This is a genomic window from Nocardioides anomalus (genome assembly GCF_011046535.1).
GTDB classification, from domain to species: Bacteria; Actinomycetota; Actinomycetes; order Propionibacteriales; family Nocardioidaceae; genus Nocardioides; species Nocardioides anomalus.
In genome coordinates this window covers 2,588,493-2,605,822 of record NZ_CP049257.1, presented here as the reverse complement: position 1 = coordinate 2,605,822, position 17,330 = coordinate 2,588,493, and the positions used below count along the sequence as shown (strand labels likewise).

General features: G+C 73.4%; 19 protein-coding genes. 17 read left to right on the top strand and 2 right to left on the bottom strand.

The features are described from left to right. Nucleotides 1-4 precede the first annotated feature (4 nt). The 8 genes from pucL to G5V58_RS13125 are packed head-to-tail and all read left to right on the top strand — an operon-like array spanning nt 5 to nt 9,451. Nucleotides 5-1,270, top strand: coding sequence for a factor-independent urate hydroxylase (gene pucL, locus G5V58_RS13160; RefSeq protein WP_165233362.1), 1,266 nt, complete (start codon nt 5-7; stop codon nt 1,268-1,270). Next, nucleotides 1,267-1,575 (top strand): hydroxyisourate hydrolase, encoded by a 309-nt coding sequence (uraH, locus tag G5V58_RS13155; protein ID WP_165233359.1) that lies wholly within the window; start codon nt 1,267-1,269, stop codon nt 1,573-1,575. The genes pucL and uraH overlap by 4 nt, the downstream gene beginning before the upstream one ends. Next, complete coding sequence (allB, locus tag G5V58_RS13150) at nt 1,565-2,890, top strand: allantoinase AllB (protein WP_165233356.1); 1,326 nt, start codon at nt 1,565-1,567, stop codon at nt 2,888-2,890. Before uraH ends, allB begins: the two co-directional genes overlap by 11 nt. Then, a complete protein-coding gene (locus G5V58_RS13145) occupies nt 2,887-3,702 on the top strand; it encodes a bifunctional allantoicase/(S)-ureidoglycine aminohydrolase (protein WP_165233353.1) in 816 nt (271 codons plus the stop codon). The genes allB and G5V58_RS13145 overlap by 4 nt, the downstream gene beginning before the upstream one ends. Before the next feature lie 40 nt (nt 3,703-3,742). After that, nucleotides 3,743-5,125, top strand: a complete 1,383-nt coding sequence (locus G5V58_RS13140) for a xanthine dehydrogenase small subunit (protein ID WP_165233350.1) — start codon at nt 3,743-3,745, stop codon at nt 5,123-5,125. After that, entirely contained in the window at nt 5,122-7,389 is a 2,268-nt protein-coding gene (locus G5V58_RS13135) for a xanthine dehydrogenase molybdopterin binding subunit (protein WP_165233347.1), read from the top strand. The genes G5V58_RS13140 and G5V58_RS13135 overlap by 4 nt, the downstream gene beginning before the upstream one ends. After that, a complete protein-coding gene (xdhC, locus tag G5V58_RS13130; protein WP_165233344.1) occupies nt 7,386-8,186 on the top strand; it encodes a xanthine dehydrogenase accessory protein XdhC in 801 nt (266 codons plus the stop codon). The genes G5V58_RS13135 and xdhC overlap by 4 nt, the downstream gene beginning before the upstream one ends. Then, the gene (locus G5V58_RS13125; protein ID WP_165233341.1) at nt 8,183-9,451 is read left to right on the top strand and encodes a guanine deaminase; all 1,269 of its coding nucleotides are present in this window, start codon (nt 8,183-8,185) and stop codon (nt 9,449-9,451) included. The genes xdhC and G5V58_RS13125 overlap by 4 nt, the downstream gene beginning before the upstream one ends. On the opposite strand, the gene G5V58_RS13120 is transcribed toward G5V58_RS13125, so the two are convergent. Beyond that, on the bottom strand, nt 9,441-9,821 hold the full coding sequence (locus tag G5V58_RS13120; protein WP_165233338.1) for a DUF2867 domain-containing protein: 381 nt from the start codon (nt 9,819-9,821) through the stop codon (nt 9,441-9,443). The genes G5V58_RS13125 and G5V58_RS13120 overlap by 11 nt on opposite strands. A 97-nt stretch (nt 9,822-9,918) precedes the next feature. Between G5V58_RS13120 and G5V58_RS13115 the strand changes: the two genes are divergently transcribed. From G5V58_RS13115 to G5V58_RS13100, 4 genes are read left to right on the top strand one after another with little or no spacing between them, the layout of a single operon-like run. Next, nucleotides 9,919-10,845, top strand: a complete 927-nt coding sequence (locus G5V58_RS13115) for an ABC transporter ATP-binding protein (protein WP_456237787.1) — start codon at nt 9,919-9,921, stop codon at nt 10,843-10,845. Then, nucleotides 10,845-11,645 (top strand): ABC transporter permease, encoded by an 801-nt coding sequence (locus G5V58_RS13110; protein WP_165233335.1) that lies wholly within the window; start codon nt 10,845-10,847, stop codon nt 11,643-11,645. The genes G5V58_RS13115 and G5V58_RS13110 overlap by 1 nt, the downstream gene beginning before the upstream one ends. Beyond that, nucleotides 11,642-12,427, top strand: a complete 786-nt coding sequence (locus tag G5V58_RS13105; RefSeq protein WP_230486598.1) for an ABC transporter permease — start codon at nt 11,642-11,644, stop codon at nt 12,425-12,427. The genes G5V58_RS13110 and G5V58_RS13105 overlap by 4 nt, the downstream gene beginning before the upstream one ends. Further along, nucleotides 12,424-12,792, top strand: coding sequence for a hypothetical protein (locus G5V58_RS13100; RefSeq protein WP_165233332.1), 369 nt, complete (start codon nt 12,424-12,426; stop codon nt 12,790-12,792). The genes G5V58_RS13105 and G5V58_RS13100 overlap by 4 nt, the downstream gene beginning before the upstream one ends. On the opposite strand, the gene G5V58_RS13095 is transcribed toward G5V58_RS13100, so the two are convergent. After that, entirely contained in the window at nt 12,743-13,264 is a 522-nt protein-coding gene (locus tag G5V58_RS13095) for a GNAT family N-acetyltransferase (RefSeq protein ID WP_230486597.1), read from the bottom strand. The genes G5V58_RS13100 and G5V58_RS13095 overlap by 50 nt on opposite strands. Before the next feature lie 21 nt (nt 13,265-13,285). On the opposite strand from G5V58_RS13095, the gene G5V58_RS13090 reads away from it, so the two are divergent. The 5 genes from G5V58_RS13090 (at nt 13,286) to recA (ending at nt 17,258) form a co-directional block, all read left to right on the top strand. Then, on the top strand, nt 13,286-14,431 hold the full coding sequence (locus tag G5V58_RS13090; protein WP_230486596.1) for a methyltransferase: 1,146 nt from the start codon (nt 13,286-13,288) through the stop codon (nt 14,429-14,431). Nucleotides 14,432-14,440: 9 nt separating this feature from the next. Next, nucleotides 14,441-14,635, top strand: coding sequence for a DUF3046 domain-containing protein (locus tag G5V58_RS13085; protein WP_165233329.1), 195 nt, complete (start codon nt 14,441-14,443; stop codon nt 14,633-14,635). After that, the gene (locus G5V58_RS13080; RefSeq protein ID WP_165233326.1) at nt 14,632-15,420 is read left to right on the top strand and encodes an S-methyl-5'-thioadenosine phosphorylase; all 789 of its coding nucleotides are present in this window, start codon (nt 14,632-14,634) and stop codon (nt 15,418-15,420) included. The genes G5V58_RS13085 and G5V58_RS13080 overlap by 4 nt, the downstream gene beginning before the upstream one ends. Nucleotides 15,421-15,477: 57 nt before the next feature. Continuing rightward, nucleotides 15,478-16,026, top strand: coding sequence for a hypothetical protein (locus tag G5V58_RS13075; protein ID WP_165233323.1), 549 nt, complete (start codon nt 15,478-15,480; stop codon nt 16,024-16,026). 188 nt (nt 16,027-16,214) lie between these two features. After that, nucleotides 16,215-17,258 carry a recombinase RecA gene (gene recA, locus G5V58_RS13070; protein WP_165233320.1) on the top strand — a complete coding sequence of 348 codons (1,044 nt, stop codon included), beginning with the start codon at nt 16,215-16,217 and terminating at the stop codon, nt 17,256-17,258. Nucleotides 17,259-17,330: the final 72 nt, after the last annotated feature.

Sequence of the window (17,330 nt, the reverse complement as noted above, 5' to 3'; positions counted from 1 at the left end):
GCCCATGGCGATCCAGCTCGGGGCGAACCAGTACGGCAAGGCCGAGAACCGCGTCGTCCGCATCGTCCGCGACACCCCGGTCCACGAGATCAAGGACCTCAACGTCTCCACCAGCCTGCGCGGGGACTTCGCCGACGCCCACACCCACGGCGACCAGGCCGCGGTGCTGCCCACCGACACCCAGAAGAACACCGCCTTCGCCTACGCCAAGCTCCACGGCGTCGACTCCGTCGAGGACTACGCGCTGGCCCTGGGGCGCCGGCTCCTGGACGCCGCGCGCGCCGCGCACGAGGCGGAGATCCGGGTCGAGGAGTACGCCTGGGACCGCCTCGGCCCCCACTCTTTCGTCCGCCGCGGCGGCGCCGTCCGCACCTGCACCGTGACCGTGACCCGCGGCGGTGCGAGGGTCGAGTCGGGCGTCGGGGAGCTGACCGTCCTCAACTCCACCGACTCGGAGTTCAAGGGCTTCCTGAAGGACGAGTTCACGACCCTGGCCGAGACCGACGACCGGATCCTGGCCACCTCGCTGGTCGCCACCTGGCGGCACGCGAGCGCCGAGCGCCAGGACTGGAACGCCTCCTACGACAAGGCCCTCGACACGATCCTCACCACCTTCGCCGGCACCTACTCGCGCGCGCTCCAGGAGACGCTCTACGCCATGGGCCGCGCGGTCCTCGAAGGCGACGACGGGCTGACGGACATCCACTTCCGGGCGCCCAACAAGCACCACTTCCTGGTCGACTTCAGCGGCTTCCGGGTCGACGGCCTGACCAACGACGGCGAGGTCTTCCACGCCGCCGACCGGCCCTACGGGCTCATCGAGGCCACGGTGGTCCGCACCCCCGAGGTCAGCCGCGAGCAGCTGCTGGCCTGCCTGGCCGTGCCGCGCTGGGCCGACGAGGTGCTGGCCGGAGGTCCGTACGCCGACCGCGAGGCCCTCCTCGGCCGGGCCGACGAGGCCGCCCGGCAGCTCAGCGACGCGGAGCTCGAGCAGGCCCTGGCCGGCCACCCGCGCATCGGCGAGCGCGGGGGAGCGCAGTCCCAGAGCGAGCAGTCCGGGGTCAGCCCGAGCGACCGGCTCGCGCAGGCCAACGCGGCGTACGAGCAGCGCTTCGACCGGGTCTTCCTCATCCGCGCCGCCGGCCGCGACGCCGAGGAGATCCTGGCCGAGCTCGAGCGGCGGATGCAGAACGACGACGCCGCCGAGCGCGCCGAGACCGTCGACAACCTCCGCCAGATCGCCCTCCTGCGCCTGGAGCAGTCCCTGTGAGCACGCTCTCGACCCACGTCCTCGACACCGCACTCGGGCACCCGGCCGAGGGGATCGCGGTGCGGCTGGAGACCCGCCAGGGCGAGCTGCTGGCCGAGGGCGAGACCGACGCCGACGGCCGGATCGGCTCGCTCGGCCCGGAGCTCGAGCGCGGGGCCTACGTCCTGCGCTTCGACACCGGTCTCTACGTCGACGGCTTCTACCCCGAGGTCGTCGTGGTCTTCACCGTCGCCGATCCCGACCAGCACCACCACGTCCCGCTGCTGCTCAGCCCCTTCGGCTACTCCACCTACCGTGGCAGCTGAGCTCGTCCTGCGGGCGCGCCGCGCGGTGCTCGGCGCCACCGAGCAGCCCGTCAGCGTCGTCGTGAGCGGCGGGAGGATCACCGACCTCGCGCCGTACGACGCGCCGCCGGCCGCCGCGCAGACCGTCACCCTCGACGACGACGAGGTGCTCCTGCCCGGCCTGGTCGACACCCACGTGCACGTCAACGAGCCCGGCCGCACGGAGTGGGAGGGCTTCGCCTCCGCCACGCGAGCGGCGGCGGCCGGCGGCGTGACCACGATCCTGGACATGCCGCTCAACTCCGTCCCGCCCACCACCACGGTGGCGAACCTCGAGGCCAAGCAGCGCGCCGCCGAGGGCCAGCTGCACGTCGACACGGGCTTCTGGGGCGGCGCGGTCCCGGAGAACCTCGCCGACCTCGCGCCGCTGCACGCGGCCGGTGTCTTCGGCTTCAAGTGCTTCCTGCTCGACAGCGGGGTGCCCGAGTTCGGCCACCTCGAGCCCGACGCCTTCGGGGCCGCCATGGCCGAGACCGCCCGACTCGGAGCGCTGATGATCGTGCACGCCGAGGACGGCCGCCTGCTCGACGAGGCCGCACTGGACGGCGGGCACTACGCCGGCTTCCTGGCCTCGCGGCCACCGGCCGCCGAGGAGGCCGCGATCGCGCTGGTCCTGGCCCAGGCCGAGGCCACCGGCGCGAAGGCGCACGTCGTCCACCTCAGCGCCGCCGCCGCGGTGCCGGAGCTCCGGGCGGCCCGGGCCCGCGGCGTCGACGTCAGCGTGGAGACCTGCCCGCACTACCTCACCTTCGCCGCCGAGCACGTCCCCGACGGCGCGACCGAGCTGAAGTGCTGCCCGCCGATCCGCGAGGCGGCCAACCGCGAGGCGCTCTGGGCGGCGCTCGACGATGTCGTCGACCTCGTGGTCAGCGACCACTCGCCCTGCACGCCGGAGCTCAAGGAGCAGGGCGGCGGCGACTTCGGCCGGGCGTGGGGCGGCATCGCCAGCGTCCAGCTCGGCCTCTCGACCGTGTGGACCGGCGCTGGCGAGCGCGGCCACGACCTCACCGACGTGGTCCGCTGGATGGCCCAGGCGCCGGCCGACCGGGTCGGACTGGCCCACAAGGGCCGGATCGCCGTCGGTGCCGACGCCGACCTGGTCCGCTTCGCGCCCGACGAGACGTTCACCGTCGACGTCACCCGGCTGCACCACCGCAACCCGGTCTCGGCGTACGCCGGCCGCACCCTGGCCGGCGTGGTCCGCGAGACCTGGCTGCGCGGCGTACCCGTGACCGGCGCCGAGCCGCACGGCCGGATGCTCAGGAGGAGCGCATGACCTACCACGTCCCCCGCGGCGGCCTGCCGCCCCAGACCGCGCTCACCACCGACCGAGCGCGGTTCACCGAGGCCTACGCCGTGGTCCCGGCCCGCACCCAGAGCGACATCACCGCGTCCTACCTGCCCGGCTGGACCGGGATGCGGATGTGGGTGCTGGCCCGGCCGCTGAGCGGGTTCGCCGAGACCTTCAGCCAGTACGTCGTCGAGGTCGCCCCCGGCGGCGGCTCCGACGACCCGGAGGCCGACGCCGGCGCCGAGGCGGTGCTGTTCGTGGTCGACGGCGCGCTCGAGCTCACCGTCGCCGAGGAGCGGCACACGCTGGAGCCGGGCGGCTACGCCTACCTGCCGCCCGCCGTCGCCTGGACGCTGCACAACCGGTCCGAGGCGACCGCGACGTTCCACTGGGTCCGCAAGGCCTACCAGCGGGTGCCGGGGCTCGACGCCCCCGAGCCGTTCGTGACCCGCGAGCAGGACGTCGCGCCGATCGAGATGCCCGGCACCGACGGTGCCTGGTCGACCACCCGCTTCGTCGACACCGCGGACCTGCGCCACGACATGCACGTCAACATCGTGAACTTCGCGCCCGGTGGTGCCATCCCGTTCCCGGAGACGCACGTGATGGAGCACGGGCTCTACGTGCTCGAGGGCAAGGCGGTCTACCTGCTCAACACCGACTGGGTCGAGGTCGAGGCCGGGGACTTCATGTGGCTGCGCGCGTTCTGCCCTCAGGCCTGCTACGCCGGTGGTCCAGGGCCGTTCCGCTACCTGCTCTACAAGGACGTCAACCGGCACGTCGGGCTGAGCCTGTGACCTCGCGACGTAGCCTGATCCGATCCGAGAGGAGGTGCGGATGGCCGAGGTGACCGTGAACGGCGAGCCGCGCGCCCTGGACGGCGTGCCGCTGCACACCAACCTCCTGGACTTCGTCCGCGGCTGCGGGCTGACCGGGGCCAAGGAGGGCTGCGCCGAGGGCGAGTGTGGCGCCTGCTCGTTGCTGGTCGCGCGCCCGGCTCCGGACGGCTCCGAGGGCACCGAGTGGACCGCGCTCAACTCCTGCCTGGTCCCCGCCGCGGCCTTCGACGGCCAGGAGGTCGTCACCGCCGAGGGGCTCGGCTCTCCGGACGCGCTGCACCCGGTCCAGCACGAGATGGCCGTCCGCGGCGGCTCGCAGTGCGGCTACTGCACGCCCGGCTTCATCTGCTCGATGGCCGCGGAGTTCTACCGCGACGGCCGCGACGACGGCTTCGACCTGCACGCGATCAGCGGCAACCTGTGCCGCTGCACCGGCTACCGGCCGATCCGTGACGCCGCCCACGCCCTCGGCACGCCTGAGGCCGACGACCCGCTGGCCACGCGTCGTACGGTGAGCGCGCCGGCGCCGGTGGCCAGCCGGCTGCACGACGGCGAGGCGGCCTACGTCCGGCCGGCCACGCTCGACGAGGCGCTGCAGCTGGTGCGCGACCACGAGGACGCCACGGTCGTGGCCGGCAGCACCGACTGGGGCGTCGAGGTCAACCTGCGCGGTCGCAGGGCCCACCTGGTGCTGGCCGTCGACCGGCTGGAGGAGCTGCGCGGGCTCACCGTGACCGACGACGAGGTCCGCATCGGCGCCGCGCTCACCCTCACCGAGCTCGGGCGCCGGCTCGAGGGCCGGCTGCCGCTGGTCGACGCGCTGCTGCCGCAGTTCGCCTCGCCGCTCATCCGCAACGGCGCCACCCTCGGCGGCAACCTCGGCACCGGCTCGCCCATCGGCGACACCACGCCGGTGCTGCTCGCGCTCGAGGCCTCGCTGGTGCTGGCGTCGAGCGAGGGCACGCGGACGGTGCCGCTGGCCGACTACTTCACCGGCTACCGGCGGTCGGTGCGCCGCCGCGACGAGCTCATCGCCGAGGTCGTGGTCCCGCTGCCGGCGGCCGGGCTGACGGCGTTCCACAAGATCGCCAAGCGGCGCTTCGACGACATCTCGTCGGTGGCCGTGGCCTTCGCGCTCGACCTCCGTGACGGGGTCGTCAGCAAGGCCCGGATCGGGCTCGGCGGCGTGGCGGCCACGCCCGTGCGCGCGCTGGCCACGGAGGCCGCGCTCGAGGGCCGGCCGTGGTCCGAGACGACCGTCGACGCCGCCGCGGAGGTGCTCCGCTCCGAGGGCACGCCGATCGACGACCAGCGGGCCAGCGCGGCCTACCGTTCGGCCGTCCTGGGTGACGCGCTGCGCAAGCTGTGGGTCGAGTCGTGACGCTCCTGAGCAGCCGCCCGGACCTCGCCGTGGTCGGCGAGGCGCTCCCGCACGAGGCGGCGGCGCTGCACGTCACCGGCCACGCGCTCTACACCGACGACCTGGTGGGCCGGACCAGCCGGGTGCTGCACGCCCACCCGGTCCAGGCGCCGCACACCCACGCCCGGGTCACCCGGCTCGACCCGGCGCCGGCGTACGACGTGCCGGGCGTGGTCCGCGTCCTCACCGCGGCCGACGTGCCGGGGATCAACGACGCGGGGATCAAGCACGACGAGCCGCTGTTCCCGAGCGAGGTGATGTACCACGGCCACGCGGTGGCCTGGGTCCTCGGCGAGAGCCTCGAGGCCGCGCGCCGCGGCGCGCTGGCGGTGCAGGCCGACTACGAGCCGCTGCCCAGCGTCCTCACCGTGGAGGAGGCCATCGCGGCGGAGAGCTTCCAGGGCGCGCGGCCGACCGTGACCCGCGGCGACTCCGCGGCCGGGATGGAGCGGGCCGCGCACGTCTTCGAGGGCGTGACGTCCTTCGCCGGTCAGGAGCACTTCTACCTCGAGACCCACTGCGCGCTGGCCCTGGTCGACGAGGCCGGCCAGGTCTTCGTGCAGTCCTCGACGCAGCACCCGACCGAGACCCAGGAGATCACCGCGCACGTGCTCGGCGTCCCGAGCCACGCGGTGACCGTGCAGTGCCTGCGGATGGGCGGCGGCTTCGGCGGCAAGGAGATGCAGCCGCACGGGCTGGCCGCGGTGGCCGCGCTCGGTGCCACGCTGACCGGTCGCCCGGTCCGGCTGCGCCTGACCCGGCAGCAGGACATGACGATGACCGGCAAGCGGCACGGCTTCCACGCCACCTGGCGCGCCGGCTTCTCCGCCGACGGCCGGATCGAGGCGCTCGAGGCCACGCTGACCTCCGACGGCGGCTGGAGCCTGGACCTCTCCGAGCCGGTGCTCTCGCGGGCGCTGTGCCACGTCGAGAACGCCTACTGGATCCCCGACATCACCGTCCACGGCCGGATCGCGCGGACCCACAAGACCTCCCAGACCGCGTTCCGCGGCTTCGGCGGCCCGCAGGGGATGCTGGTCATCGAGGACGTCCTCGGCCGCGCCGCCCCCGTGCTCGGCATCCCGCCCGCCGAGCTCCGGCGGCGCAACTTCTACGCCGAGGGCCAGGCCACGCCGTACGGCCAGCCCGTCCGGCACGCCGAGCGCATGCACGGCTGCTGGGACCAGGTGCTCGCCTCCTCGTCGTACGCCGCGCGGCGTGAGGAGGTCGACGCCTTCAACGCCGCCTCGCCGCACACCAAGCGCGGGCTGGCGGTCACGCCGGTGAAGTTCGGGATCTCGTTCAACTTCACCACGTTCAACCAGGGCGGCGCGCTGGTGCACGTCTACAAGGACGGCTCGGTCCTCATCAACCACGGCGGCACCGAGATGGGCCAGGGGCTGCACACCAAGATGCTCCAGGTCGCGGCCACCGCCCTCGGCGTGCCGCTGGGCCGGGTCCGGCTCGCGCCGACCCGCACCGACAAGGTGCCCAACACCTCGGCCACCGCCGCCTCGGCGGGCGCCGACCTCAACGGCGGCGCGGTCAAGAACGCCTGCGAGCAGATCCTGGAACGCCTCACGGCGGTCCGGGCCGAGCACCCCGACGCCTCGTGGGACGAGCTGGTCGCCGCGGCGTACCACGCGCGCGTGCAGCTCTGGGCGGCCGGCTTCTACAAGACCGAGGGCCTGTCGTGGGACGTGACCACGATGACCGGGACGCCGTTCAAGTACTTCACCTACGGCGCCGCCGTGGCCGAGGTCGAGGTGGACGGGTTCACCGGCGCCTCCACCACGCGCCGCGTCGACATCGTCCAGGACGTCGGCGACTCGCTCTCCCCGCTGGTCGACCTGGGCCAGGTCGAGGGCGGCTTCGTGCAGGGCGCCGGCTGGCTGACCCTGGAGGACCTGCGCTGGGACACCAGCGACGGTGAGGGTCGGGGGCGACTGACCACGCAGGCGGCATCGACCTACAAGCTGCCGTCGTTCTCCGAGCTGCCCGAGGTCTTCAACGTCGAGCTCCTCGAGCGGGCGCACGAGGAGGGCGTGGTCTACGGCTCCAAGGCCGTGGGCGAGCCGCCGCTCATGCTGGCCTTCTCGGTGCGCGAGGCGCTGCGCGACGCGTGCGCGGCGTACGGACCGCCCGGTCGGCCCTGCGAGCTGGCCTCGCCGGCCACGCCCGAGGCGGTCTACTGGGCGCTGAACGCCGCGCGGTCGGCGTCGTGACGACCTGGTTCGAGGCGGTGGCCTCGCTGAGGTCCGCGCGCGAGCCCGGCGTGCTCGTCACCGTCACCGACGTGCGCGGCCACGCTCCACGCGAGGCCGGCGCCAAGATGGTCGTCTCCGCCGCTCAGACCTGGGCGTCCATCGGCGGCGGGAACCTGGAGGAGGAGGCGGTACGCCGCGCGCGGGCGCTGCTGTCTTCGCCCGGTGGCCCCGAGTCGTTCACCGCCTCGCTCTCGGACAAGGCGCCGTTCCAGCACGGCGTGCAGTGCTGTGGGGGAGAGGTGACGGTCCTGCTCGACCCGCTGCCCGTCGTGCCCTCCGCCGCCGTCTTCGGCGTCGGCCACGTCGGCCTCGAGCTGGCCCGGATCCTGGCCCGCCACGACCTCGAGCTGCACCTGGTCGACTCGCGCCCGCTCCCCGACCTCGCGCCGCTGGCCGACGCGGTCGCGGCGGTGCACGCCCACGAGGTGCCGGTCATCCCCGAGCTGGTGCTCGCCGAGCTGCCGCGGGGCACGCACGTGCTGGTGCTGACCCACGACCACGCCGAGGACCTCGCCATCGTCGACGCGGCCCTGCGCTGCGACCACCTCGGACCGGTCGGGCTGATCGGGTCCTCGGCCAAGTGGGCGCGGTTCCGGCGCACGCTGCTGGAGTCCCACGCGCCCGACGTCGTGGACCGCGTGCAGACGCCGATCGGGTTGCCGGGGGTGACGACGTCCAAGGAGCCGGCCGCCATCGCGGTCGCCGTGGCGGCGGGGCTGCTGGCCGCGTTCGAGCGCGAGGGCGCCCGGGCATGACGACCTTCCGGGGCACGTTCCTGGACACCCCCGTCAGCCCGTTCCACGGCGGCACGCTGCGGGCCGAGGCCGACCTCGCGGTCACCGTCGAGGACGGCGTGATCACCGCCCGTGAGCCGTACTCCGCGGACCGGCACCCCGACGCCGTGGACCTCTCGGACGGCCTCGTGCTCCCCGGCTTCGTGGACACCCACGTGCACTTCCCGCAGGTCCGGGCCATCGGCGGGCTCGGCATGCCGCTGCTGGACTGGCTCGAGCAGTGCGCGCTGCCCGAGGAGGCGCGGCTGGCCGACGCGGCGTACGCCGCCTCGGTCGCGACCGACTTCGTCTCCGGACTGGTCTCGGCCGGGACCACCACCGCGCTGGTCTTCGGATCGCACTTCGCCGGCGCGGTCGACGCGCTGTTCACGGAGGCCACCCGCGTCGGGCTGCGGGTCACCTCCGGGCTGGTGCTGTCCGACCGGATCCTGCGCGAGGACCTCTTCACCACCCCCGAGCGCGCCTTCGCCGAGGGGCTCGAGCTGGCCAAGCGCTGGCACGGTGCCGGCCGGACCCGCTACGCCGTGACCCCGCGCTTCTCGCTGTCCTGTTCCGAGGCGCTGCTGGAGTCCGCCGGCGCGCTGCTGGCCGAGCAGCCCGACCTGTGGTTCACCTCCCACCTCAACGAGAACCTCGAGGAGATCGAGGGCGTCCAGCAGCTCTTCGGCTGCGACTACACGACCTCCTACGAGCGCGCCGGCCTCCTCGGTCCGCGCTCGGTGCTGGCCCACAACGTGCACCCGTCGCTGACCGAGCTGATGACGCTGGGCCGCCACGGCGCCGCCGTCGCGCACTGCCCGACGTCCAACGCCGCCCTCGGCTCGGGGCTGTTCCCGCTCGGCTCGCACCTGGCTCTCGGCGTCCGCGTCGGCCTCGGCAGCGACGTCGGCGCCGGCACCGGCTTCTGCCTGTTCAAGGAGGGGCTGCAGGCCTACTTCGCCCAGCAGCTCCTCGGCCGCGACGGCCACCGGCTCGCCGCCCGGCACCTGCTCCACCTGGCCACCAGCGCGGGCGCGGACGTGCTCGGCCTGGCCGACACGGTCGGCGACCTCGAGGTCGGCAAGGAGTTCGACGCGCTCTGGCTGCGCCCCGACCCCGACTGCACGCTCGCCGTCGCGCTCACCCACGCCACGTCGTACGACGACGCGCTGGCCAAGGTCTTCGCCCTCGCGGGACCCGCCGACATCGCCGGCACCTGGGTGGCGGGGGAGCGGCTCACGCCCTGAGCCGCCGGCGGGCCCGCTCGAGCACACCGGGCACGGCGGCCCGGTGCACCGGGCTGAGCGTGGTCCACGCGACCGCACCGGCGGCGTTGCGGGAGGTGACGTGGGTGGTCACCTCGACCCCGTCGGCGTACGCCGCCCACGTGAGCCAGGCGCGCAGGTGCCAGGACTCGGCGGCGACGACCAGCCGCTGGGGCGTGCGCTCCTCGACCCGCCAGCCGGCGATCCGGTCGGCGGCGGAACGCAGCCGGAGCTGCAGCACGCCGCGCCACAGGGCCTGGGCGCCCGCGCTGCCGTCGAAGGCCGCGTGCATCCACGCGTCGGCGTGGTGGCGGCCGCCGCCGTCGACCGCGAAGGTGTCCTGGTAGTCCACGCCGCCCAGCAGACCAGCGCGGCCGGGGGCGGCGCGTCCGCCGGCGGTCGCAAAGTCGGGTGAGCACTGTCCGACCCTCGTCGTAGGGTCACGACTCGTGAGCGACGCGATGATCTCGGCGCGCGGGCTGCGCAAGTCCTTCGGAGACTTCGAAGCGGTCAAGGGCATCGACGTCGAGGTGCGTCGGGGCGAGGCGTTCGGGTTCCTCGGGCCCAACGGCGCCGGCAAGTCCAGCACCATGCGGATGATCGCGGCGGTGAGCCCGGTCAGCGGGGGTGAGCTGCGGATCCTGGGTCTCGACCCGGCCACCGACGGCCAGGCCATCCGCGGGCGCCTGGGGGTGTGCCCGCAGGAGGACACGCTCGACACCGAGCTCAACGTGCGCGACAACCTGTTCATCTACGGCCGCTACTTCGGCCTGTCCAAGGCCGAGGTCAACGAGCGGGCCGACGAGCTGCTGGAGTTCGTGCAGCTCACCGAGAAGGCCAAGGCCAAGGTCGACGACCTCAGCGGTGGCATGAAGCGGCGCCTGACCATCGCCCGGAGCCTCATCAACCGGCCCGACCTGCTGCTGCTCGACGAGCCGACGACGGGCCTCGACCCGCAGGCGCGGCACGTGCTGTGGGACCGGCTGTTCCGGCTCAAGCAGGCCGGGGTCACCCTGGTCATCACCACGCACTACATGGACGAGGCCGAGCAGCTCTGCGACCGGCTCGTGGTGATGGACAAGGGGCTGATCGTGGCCGAGGGCTCACCGGCCGACCTGATCCGCGAGCACTCCACCCGCGAGGTGGCCGAGCTCCGCTTCGGCGTCGGCGAGCACGAGGCGCTGGCCGGCAAGATCGAGGACCTCGGCGACCGGGTCGAGGTGCTGCCCGACCGGCTCCTTGTCTACACCGACGACGGCGAGCGGGTGCTGAGCCAGGTCCACGAGCGCGGCCTGCAGCCGGTGGCCACGCTCGTGCGGCGCAGCACGCTCGAGGACGTGTTCCTGCGGCTCACCGGCCGGACCCTGGTCGACTGATGGCGACGACGACCGCGCTCACCCTCGGCGAGGGCATCCGCCGCCAGGCCGACTACTGGCGCGTGGTCTACCAGCGCACCTGGCGCGGGACGGTCATCAGCTCGTTCCTGGCCCCGCTGTTCTACGTGCTGGCCATGGGCGTCCTGCTCGGCGGCTTCATCGACGGCGACCCCGACGTGCTCGAGGGCGCGACGTCCTACTTCGACTTCGTGGTCCCCGGGCTCATCGCCGCGCACGCCATGCAGACCGCCGTGGGCGAGACGACGTACCCGGTCATGAGCATGATCAAGTGGCAGCGCGTCTACGACTCGATGCTGGCCACGCCGCTGACCTGCCGTGACCTGGTCGCGGCACACCTGACGTTCATCGCCTTCCGGCTGGCCACCACGTGCGCCGTCTACGACCTGGTGCTGGCGCCGTTCGGGGTGTTCGCGACCTGGTGGGGCGCGCTGCTGGCCTTCCTCGCGCAGGTCCTGGTGGGGATGGTCTTCGCGGTCTGGGTCTTCGGGTTCAGCGCGCGGCTGCACTCCGAGGAGGGGTACGGCGTGCTCTTCCGGCTCGGGATCTTCCCGCTGTTCCTGTTCTCCGGAGCGTTCTTCCCGGTCAGCAACCTCGGCGCCGCGGGCGCCTGGCTGGCCCGCGTCACGCCGCTGTGGCAGGGCGTGAACCTCTCGCGGATGCTCACCCTCGACCACGTCACCTGGTGGGTGGCCGGGGTCAACGCCGGGGTCCTGCTCGTGCTGCTGGCCGCGGGCTGGGTGTGGGCGGTCTCCGGGTTGCAGAAGCGGCTGGTCTGGTGAGCACCGCGCAGCCGCTCGGCGCGGTCCGGGCCACGGCGTTGCTGGTCGAGCGCAACTACATCGTCTACCGCAAGGCGTGGAAGCTGTTCCTCAGCGGCTTCTTCGAGCCGTTCTTCTACCTGCTCTCGATCGGCATCGGCGTCGGCGCGCTGATCGACACCTTCGAGTTCAACGGCCGCGAGATCCCGTACGCCGAGTTCGTGGCGCCCGGCATGCTCGCCGCCTCCGCGCTCAACGGCGCGCTCATCGACGCCACCTTCAACACCTTCTTCAAGCTGAGGTTCGTCAAGCTCTACGACCAGATGCTCGCCACCCCGCTGACCACGCGCGACGTGGCCCGCGGCGAGATCGCGTGGAGCCAGCTGCGCGGCTCGACGTACGCCGCCGCCTTCCTCGTCATCATGGCCGCGATGGGGCTGGTGCACTCGTGGTGGGCGGTGCTGGCCTTCCCGGCCACGCTGCTCATCGGGTTCGCCTCCAGCGCGGTCTGCATGGCGCTCACGACCTACATGCGCAGCTGGCAGGACTTCGACCTCATCACCCTGGCCCAGGTGCCGCTGTTCCTGTTCTCGGCGACGTTCTTCCCGATCACCGCCTACCCCGACCCGGTGCGGTGGGTGGTCGAGGGCACGCCGCTCTACCGCGGGGTCGTGCTGTGCCGCGAGCTCACCACAGGCTCACTGACGTGGGCCTCGGCGGTGTCCGTGGTCTACCTGCTCGCCCTGGGGCTGGCCGGGCTGTTCGTGGTCCGGCGCCGGCTCGACGCACTCTTGTTGACGTGACCACGTTCGCGATGCCCCGGCCGCACCCGGTGCTCCGTCCGCTGCTGGCGGTGGCCGGCGCGGGCGGCGCCGGGCTCGACCTGACCGACGACACCCTCACGGTCCGCCTCGGGCCCACCTGGCGCGCGACGATCCCGCGCGGCTCCATCACCTCCGCCGAGCGGGACCCGCGCCACACCATCAGCGTCGGAGCCCACGGCTGGCGCGGCGAGTGGCTGGTCAACACCAGCCCGCGCGGCCTGGTCGTGCTCCACCTCGACCCGCCCGCGGCCGCCCGCTGCCTCGGCGTACCCCTGCGCGTGCACACCCTGCGAGTCAGCCTGGACGACCCGGAGGCGTTCCTCGGCGCGCTGGGTCGAGGCTGAGGGCCCAGAGGGCGGTGTCGATCCAGCGCTCGAACTTCCACCCGACCTCGGGCAGCACCCCGACCCGCTCGAACCCGCACCCGCGGTGCAGCGCCTCGCTCGCCTCGTTGGGCAGCGCGATGACCGCCAGCACGGTGCGGACGCCTTCGGCGCGCAGCCGCGCCAGCAGCTCGGCGTACAGCAGCCGGCTGAGGCCGCGCCCGCGCGCCGCCTCGTCGAGGTAGACCGACACCTCCCGCGTGCGGTCGTACGCCGGGCGCGGGCGGTACGTCGACGAGTAGGCGAAGCCCAGCACCCCGTCGTCCTGCGCCACGAGGAAGTGGTCGCCCGGCCTGGTGCTCCCGACTTTCGCGGCCCACTGGTCGACGGGCGGTGGCACGAGGTCGAAGGTGGAGATCGCCGTGCGCACCTGCTCGTCGTAGATGGCGGCGATCCGAGGAAGGTCGGCAGGATCTGCGTCGCGCACCAGCACGGGCCCCATCATGCTGGGTGCGTGGCTGCTGAGATCGTCCCGGACACCAAGGACTGGACCTGGGTGCTGCGCGAGCCGTGCCCGGAGTGCGGCTTCGTGGCCGCCGACCTGGACCGCGACCGGATCGGGGCGCTGCTGCGCGACGACGCCGTGGGCTGGTCGGTCGTGCTCGCCCAGCCGGGCGCCACCGAGCGGCCGGACCCCCAGACCTGGTCCCCGCTGGAGTACGCCTGCCACGTGCGCGACGTGCACCGGGTCTTCGGCGAGCGCCTGGACCTGATGCTCGAGCAGGACGAGCCGACCTTCGCGAACTGGGACCAGGACGAGACGGCCGTGGCCGAGCGCTACGACCTCCAGGACCCCGCCGACGTCGCGCCCGCGCTGGTGGCGGCGGCCGAGGCCGTGGCTCGGCGCTACGACGCGCTGTGCGACGCCCCCGAGGCGACCTGGGCGCGCCGCGGGCTCCGCTCCAACGGCAGCGAGTTCACCGTCGACACCATCGCCCGCTACCACCTGCACGACGTGCTCCACCACAGGCACGACGTCCGGGCCTTCGCCGCCCGGGCCACCGCGGCGGCGTACGACGGGGGCGCGGAGGCCTTCAGCGCCGCCGTCGCCGAGCTCACCGACGAGGTGCGCGAGAGCCTCGACGCCTTCGCCGCGGCCGTCCAGGGAGCGGGCGCCGGGGGAGCGGTGCTCGAGGTCGGCAGCGGCGGCGGCCGCGACGCCGCGGCGCTGGAGGAGCGGGGGCTCACCGTCCGGCGCACCGACGTGTCGCGGGGCTTCGTCGACCGGTTGCGAGCCCTGGGCCACGAGGCGGACGTCCTCGACCCGCTGGGCGACGACCTCGGCGGTCCCTACGACGGGGTCTGGGCCAACGCCAGCCTGCTGCACGTCGCCCGCGCCGACCTGCCGACCGTGCTGGCCCGGCTCGCCTCGGCCACCCGCGCCGGCGGCGTGCTCGGCCTGTCGCTCAAGGAGGGCGACGGCGAGGCGTGGTCGACGCACGGGCACGTGCCGGCCCCGCGGCGCTTCACCTACTGGCGCGAGGGGCCGCTGCGTGCGGCGCTCGAGGGCGCCGGGTGGCGGGTCGACCACCTCGCCCGGCGTACCGGTGGCGGGGAGCAGGCCTGGCTCGCCGTCCGGGCTGTCCGAGGTGCCACCTAGGCTGATCGGGTGAGGCACACCGAGTTCTGGTCCCGGTTGGAGGACGCGCTCGGGCCGGGCTACTACCGGTCCTGGGCCGGTCAGTTCGTCATGGCCGAGCTCGGCGGGCGGACCGCGCAGGAGGCGCTCGACGCCGGCGTGTCGCCCAAGCAGGTGTGGGCCGCCGTCTGGCGCGCGCTCGACCTCCCGGCGGCCGTGAAGTGAGCGTCGCGGACGTCGCCGTGATCGGCGGCACCGGCTTCTACTCCTTCCTCGAGGACGCCGAGGAGCACGCCGTCACCACGCCGTACGGCGACCCCTCGGCGCCTGTCGCCGTCGGCACCGTCGCCGGCCGGCGGGTGGCCTTCCTGCCGCGGCACGGCAAGGAGCACCAGTTCCCGCCGCAGTCCATCCCCTACCGCGCCAACCTCTGGGCCCTGCGCTCGCTCGGCGTCCGCCAGGTCCTCGCGCCGTGCGCCGTGGGCGGCCTCGCGGCCTCGGTCGCGCCCGGCGACCTCGTCGTGCCCGACCAGCTCGTCGACCGCACCACCGCTCGCGTCGGCTCCTACGTCGAGCACGGCGCCACCCACGTGCCGTTCGCCGATCCCTACTGCCCCCGCGTCTCCTCCGCGCTCGCAGCGGCCGCGCCCGACGTCCAGCGCGGCGGCACGATGGTGGTCATCGAGGGACCGCGCTTCTCCACCCGCGCCGAGTCGCGCTGGTACGCCGCCCAGGGCGGCACCCTCATCAACATGACCGGCGCCCCCGAGGCGGCCCTGGCCCGCGAGATGCAGCTCTGCTACGCCACGCTGGCCCTGGTCACCGACATGGACGCCGGCGCCGAGGGCGACGACGGTGTCGGCCAGGCCGAGGTGTTCGCGCTGTTCAAGCAGAACCTCGAGCGCCTCACCGGCCTGCTCACCGCGGCCGTCGAGGCGCTGCCCGACCCGGACGGCTGCACCTGCGCGACCTGGGCCGAGGGCATCGAGCTCACCTACGACCTTCCCTGATCGGCCGGATCCTCCTAGGTTGCGGGCCATCCCGTTCCGCAACCCCGGAGGTCCCCCATGAAGCTCCGCCCCACCCCCGCGCTGGTCGTCGCCGTGCTGGCGCTGGTCGTCGCGCTCGGCGGCACGTCGTACGCCGCCGCCAAGATCGGCTCGGCCCAGATCAAGAACAACTCCGTCAAGGGCAAAGACGTCAAGGACGGCTCGCTGACCGGCAAGGACGTCAAGGACGGCTCGCTGACCGGCGCTGACGTGGCGGACGGCTCGCTGAGCCCGGCCGACCTGGCCGCCCGCACCTGTGCGGCCAGCGACGTGCTGGTCCTCGGCTCGTGCATCGACAAGGCGGCGACCGGGCCCTCCAGCTTCGCGGCCGCGCTCACCGACTGCAACGCCAAGGGCGGCCGGCTGATGTCGTGGCCGGAGTACCGCGTCCTGCGCGACCAGGCCGGCATCACCTGGGCCAACGGCAACCTCAGCCAGTACGAGTTCATCGACCTCCAGACCGTCAACGGTGCCATCGTCTATCCCAGCGCCGTGGACTTCGGGGGCGCGTTGGTCGGCGACGCCAGCGCCCAGATCTTCTGGCACCGCTGCGTCACGCCCCTCTGAGCCGACTGCCCGGAGCGCGGCCCCGCGTGTCGCACCCGTGTCGAACACCTGTTCGGCTACGTTCTGTCCACAGGTGCGACGCCGGGGCCGCTTCTCCACAGCCCGACGACCGGTAGGACCGGATGTCGGTGGCCATCCCTAGCGTCGGAGATGCACCTCACCACCCACCGACCCTGGAAGGCACGACCATGGCACAAGACCGGGAGAAGGCGCTCGACGTCGCTCTGGCCAACATCGAGAAGCAGTTCGGCAAGGGCTCGGTGATGCGGCTGGGCGACGAGACCCGCGCGCCGCTCGAGGTGATCCCCACCGGCTCCATCGCGCTCGACGTCGCGCTCGGCATCGGCGGCCTGCCGCGCGGGCGGGTCGTGGAGATCTACGGGCCGGAGTCCTCCGGCAAGACGACGGTCGCCCTGCACGCGGTGGCCAACGCCCAGCGCGCCGGCGGCATCGTCGGCTTCATCGACGCCGAGCACGCGCTCGACCCGGAGTACGCCAAGTCCCTCGGCGTCGACACCGACGCCCTGCTGGTCTCCCAGCCCGACTCCGGTGAGCAGGCGCTCGAGATCGCCGACATGCTGATCCGCTCCGGCGCCCTCGACCTGATCGTCATCGACTCCGTGGCCGCGCTGGTGCCGCGCGCCGAGATCGAGGGCGAGATGGGCGACAGCCACGTCGGCCTCCAGGCCCGGCTGATGAGCCAGGCGCTGCGCAAGATGACCGGTGCCCTCAACAACTCCGGCACGACCGCGATCTTCATCAACCAGCTGCGCGAGAAGATCGGCGTCATGTTCGGCTCGCCGGAGACCACGACCGGTGGCCGCGCGCTGAAGTTCTACTCCTCGGTCCGCCTCGACGTGCGTCGCATCGAGACGCTCAAGGACGGCACCGACATGGTCGGCAACCGGACCCGCGTCAAGGTCGTGAAGAACAAGGTCGCCCCGCCGTTCAAGCAGGCCGAGTTCGACATCATGTACGGCAAGGGCATCTCCCGCGAGGGTGGCCTCATCGACGTCGGCGTCGAGGCGGGCATCGTCCGCAAGGCCGGCGCCTGGTACACCTACGACGGCGACCAGCTCGGCCAAGGCAAGGAGAACTCCCGAGGGTTCCTGCGCGACAACCCCGACCTGGCCAACGAGATCGAGAAGAAGATCCTCGAGAAGCTCGGCGTCGTGCCCTCGGTGGCCGACGAGGCCGCGCCGGCCGAGCCCGTGGGCGTCGACGACTTCTGAGCCGACCCGGTCCCGACCGCCGCACACGGCGGCGGTCGGGGCGCCGGACCACGGCGACACGAGGAGGGCACG

Excerpts from the sequence above, each read along its gene's own strand:
- pucL (WP_165233362.1), top strand. The coding sequence starts at position 5 with ATGGCGATCCAGCTCGGGGCGAACCAGTACGGCAAGGCCGAGAACCGC.
- G5V58_RS13145 (WP_165233353.1), top strand. The coding sequence starts at position 2,887 with ATGACCTACCACGTCCCCCGCGGCGGCCTGCCGCCCCAGACCGCGCTC.
- G5V58_RS13140 (WP_165233350.1), top strand. The coding sequence starts at position 3,743 with ATGGCCGAGGTGACCGTGAACGGCGAGCCGCGCGCCCTGGACGGCGTG.
- G5V58_RS13125 (WP_165233341.1), top strand. The coding sequence starts at position 8,183 with ATGACGACCTTCCGGGGCACGTTCCTGGACACCCCCGTCAGCCCGTTC.
- G5V58_RS13110 (WP_165233335.1), top strand. The coding sequence starts at position 10,845 with ATGGCGACGACGACCGCGCTCACCCTCGGCGAGGGCATCCGCCGCCAG.
- G5V58_RS13075 (WP_165233323.1), top strand. The coding sequence starts at position 15,478 with ATGAAGCTCCGCCCCACCCCCGCGCTGGTCGTCGCCGTGCTGGCGCTG.
- recA (WP_165233320.1), top strand. The coding sequence starts at position 16,215 with ATGGCACAAGACCGGGAGAAGGCGCTCGACGTCGCTCTGGCCAACATC.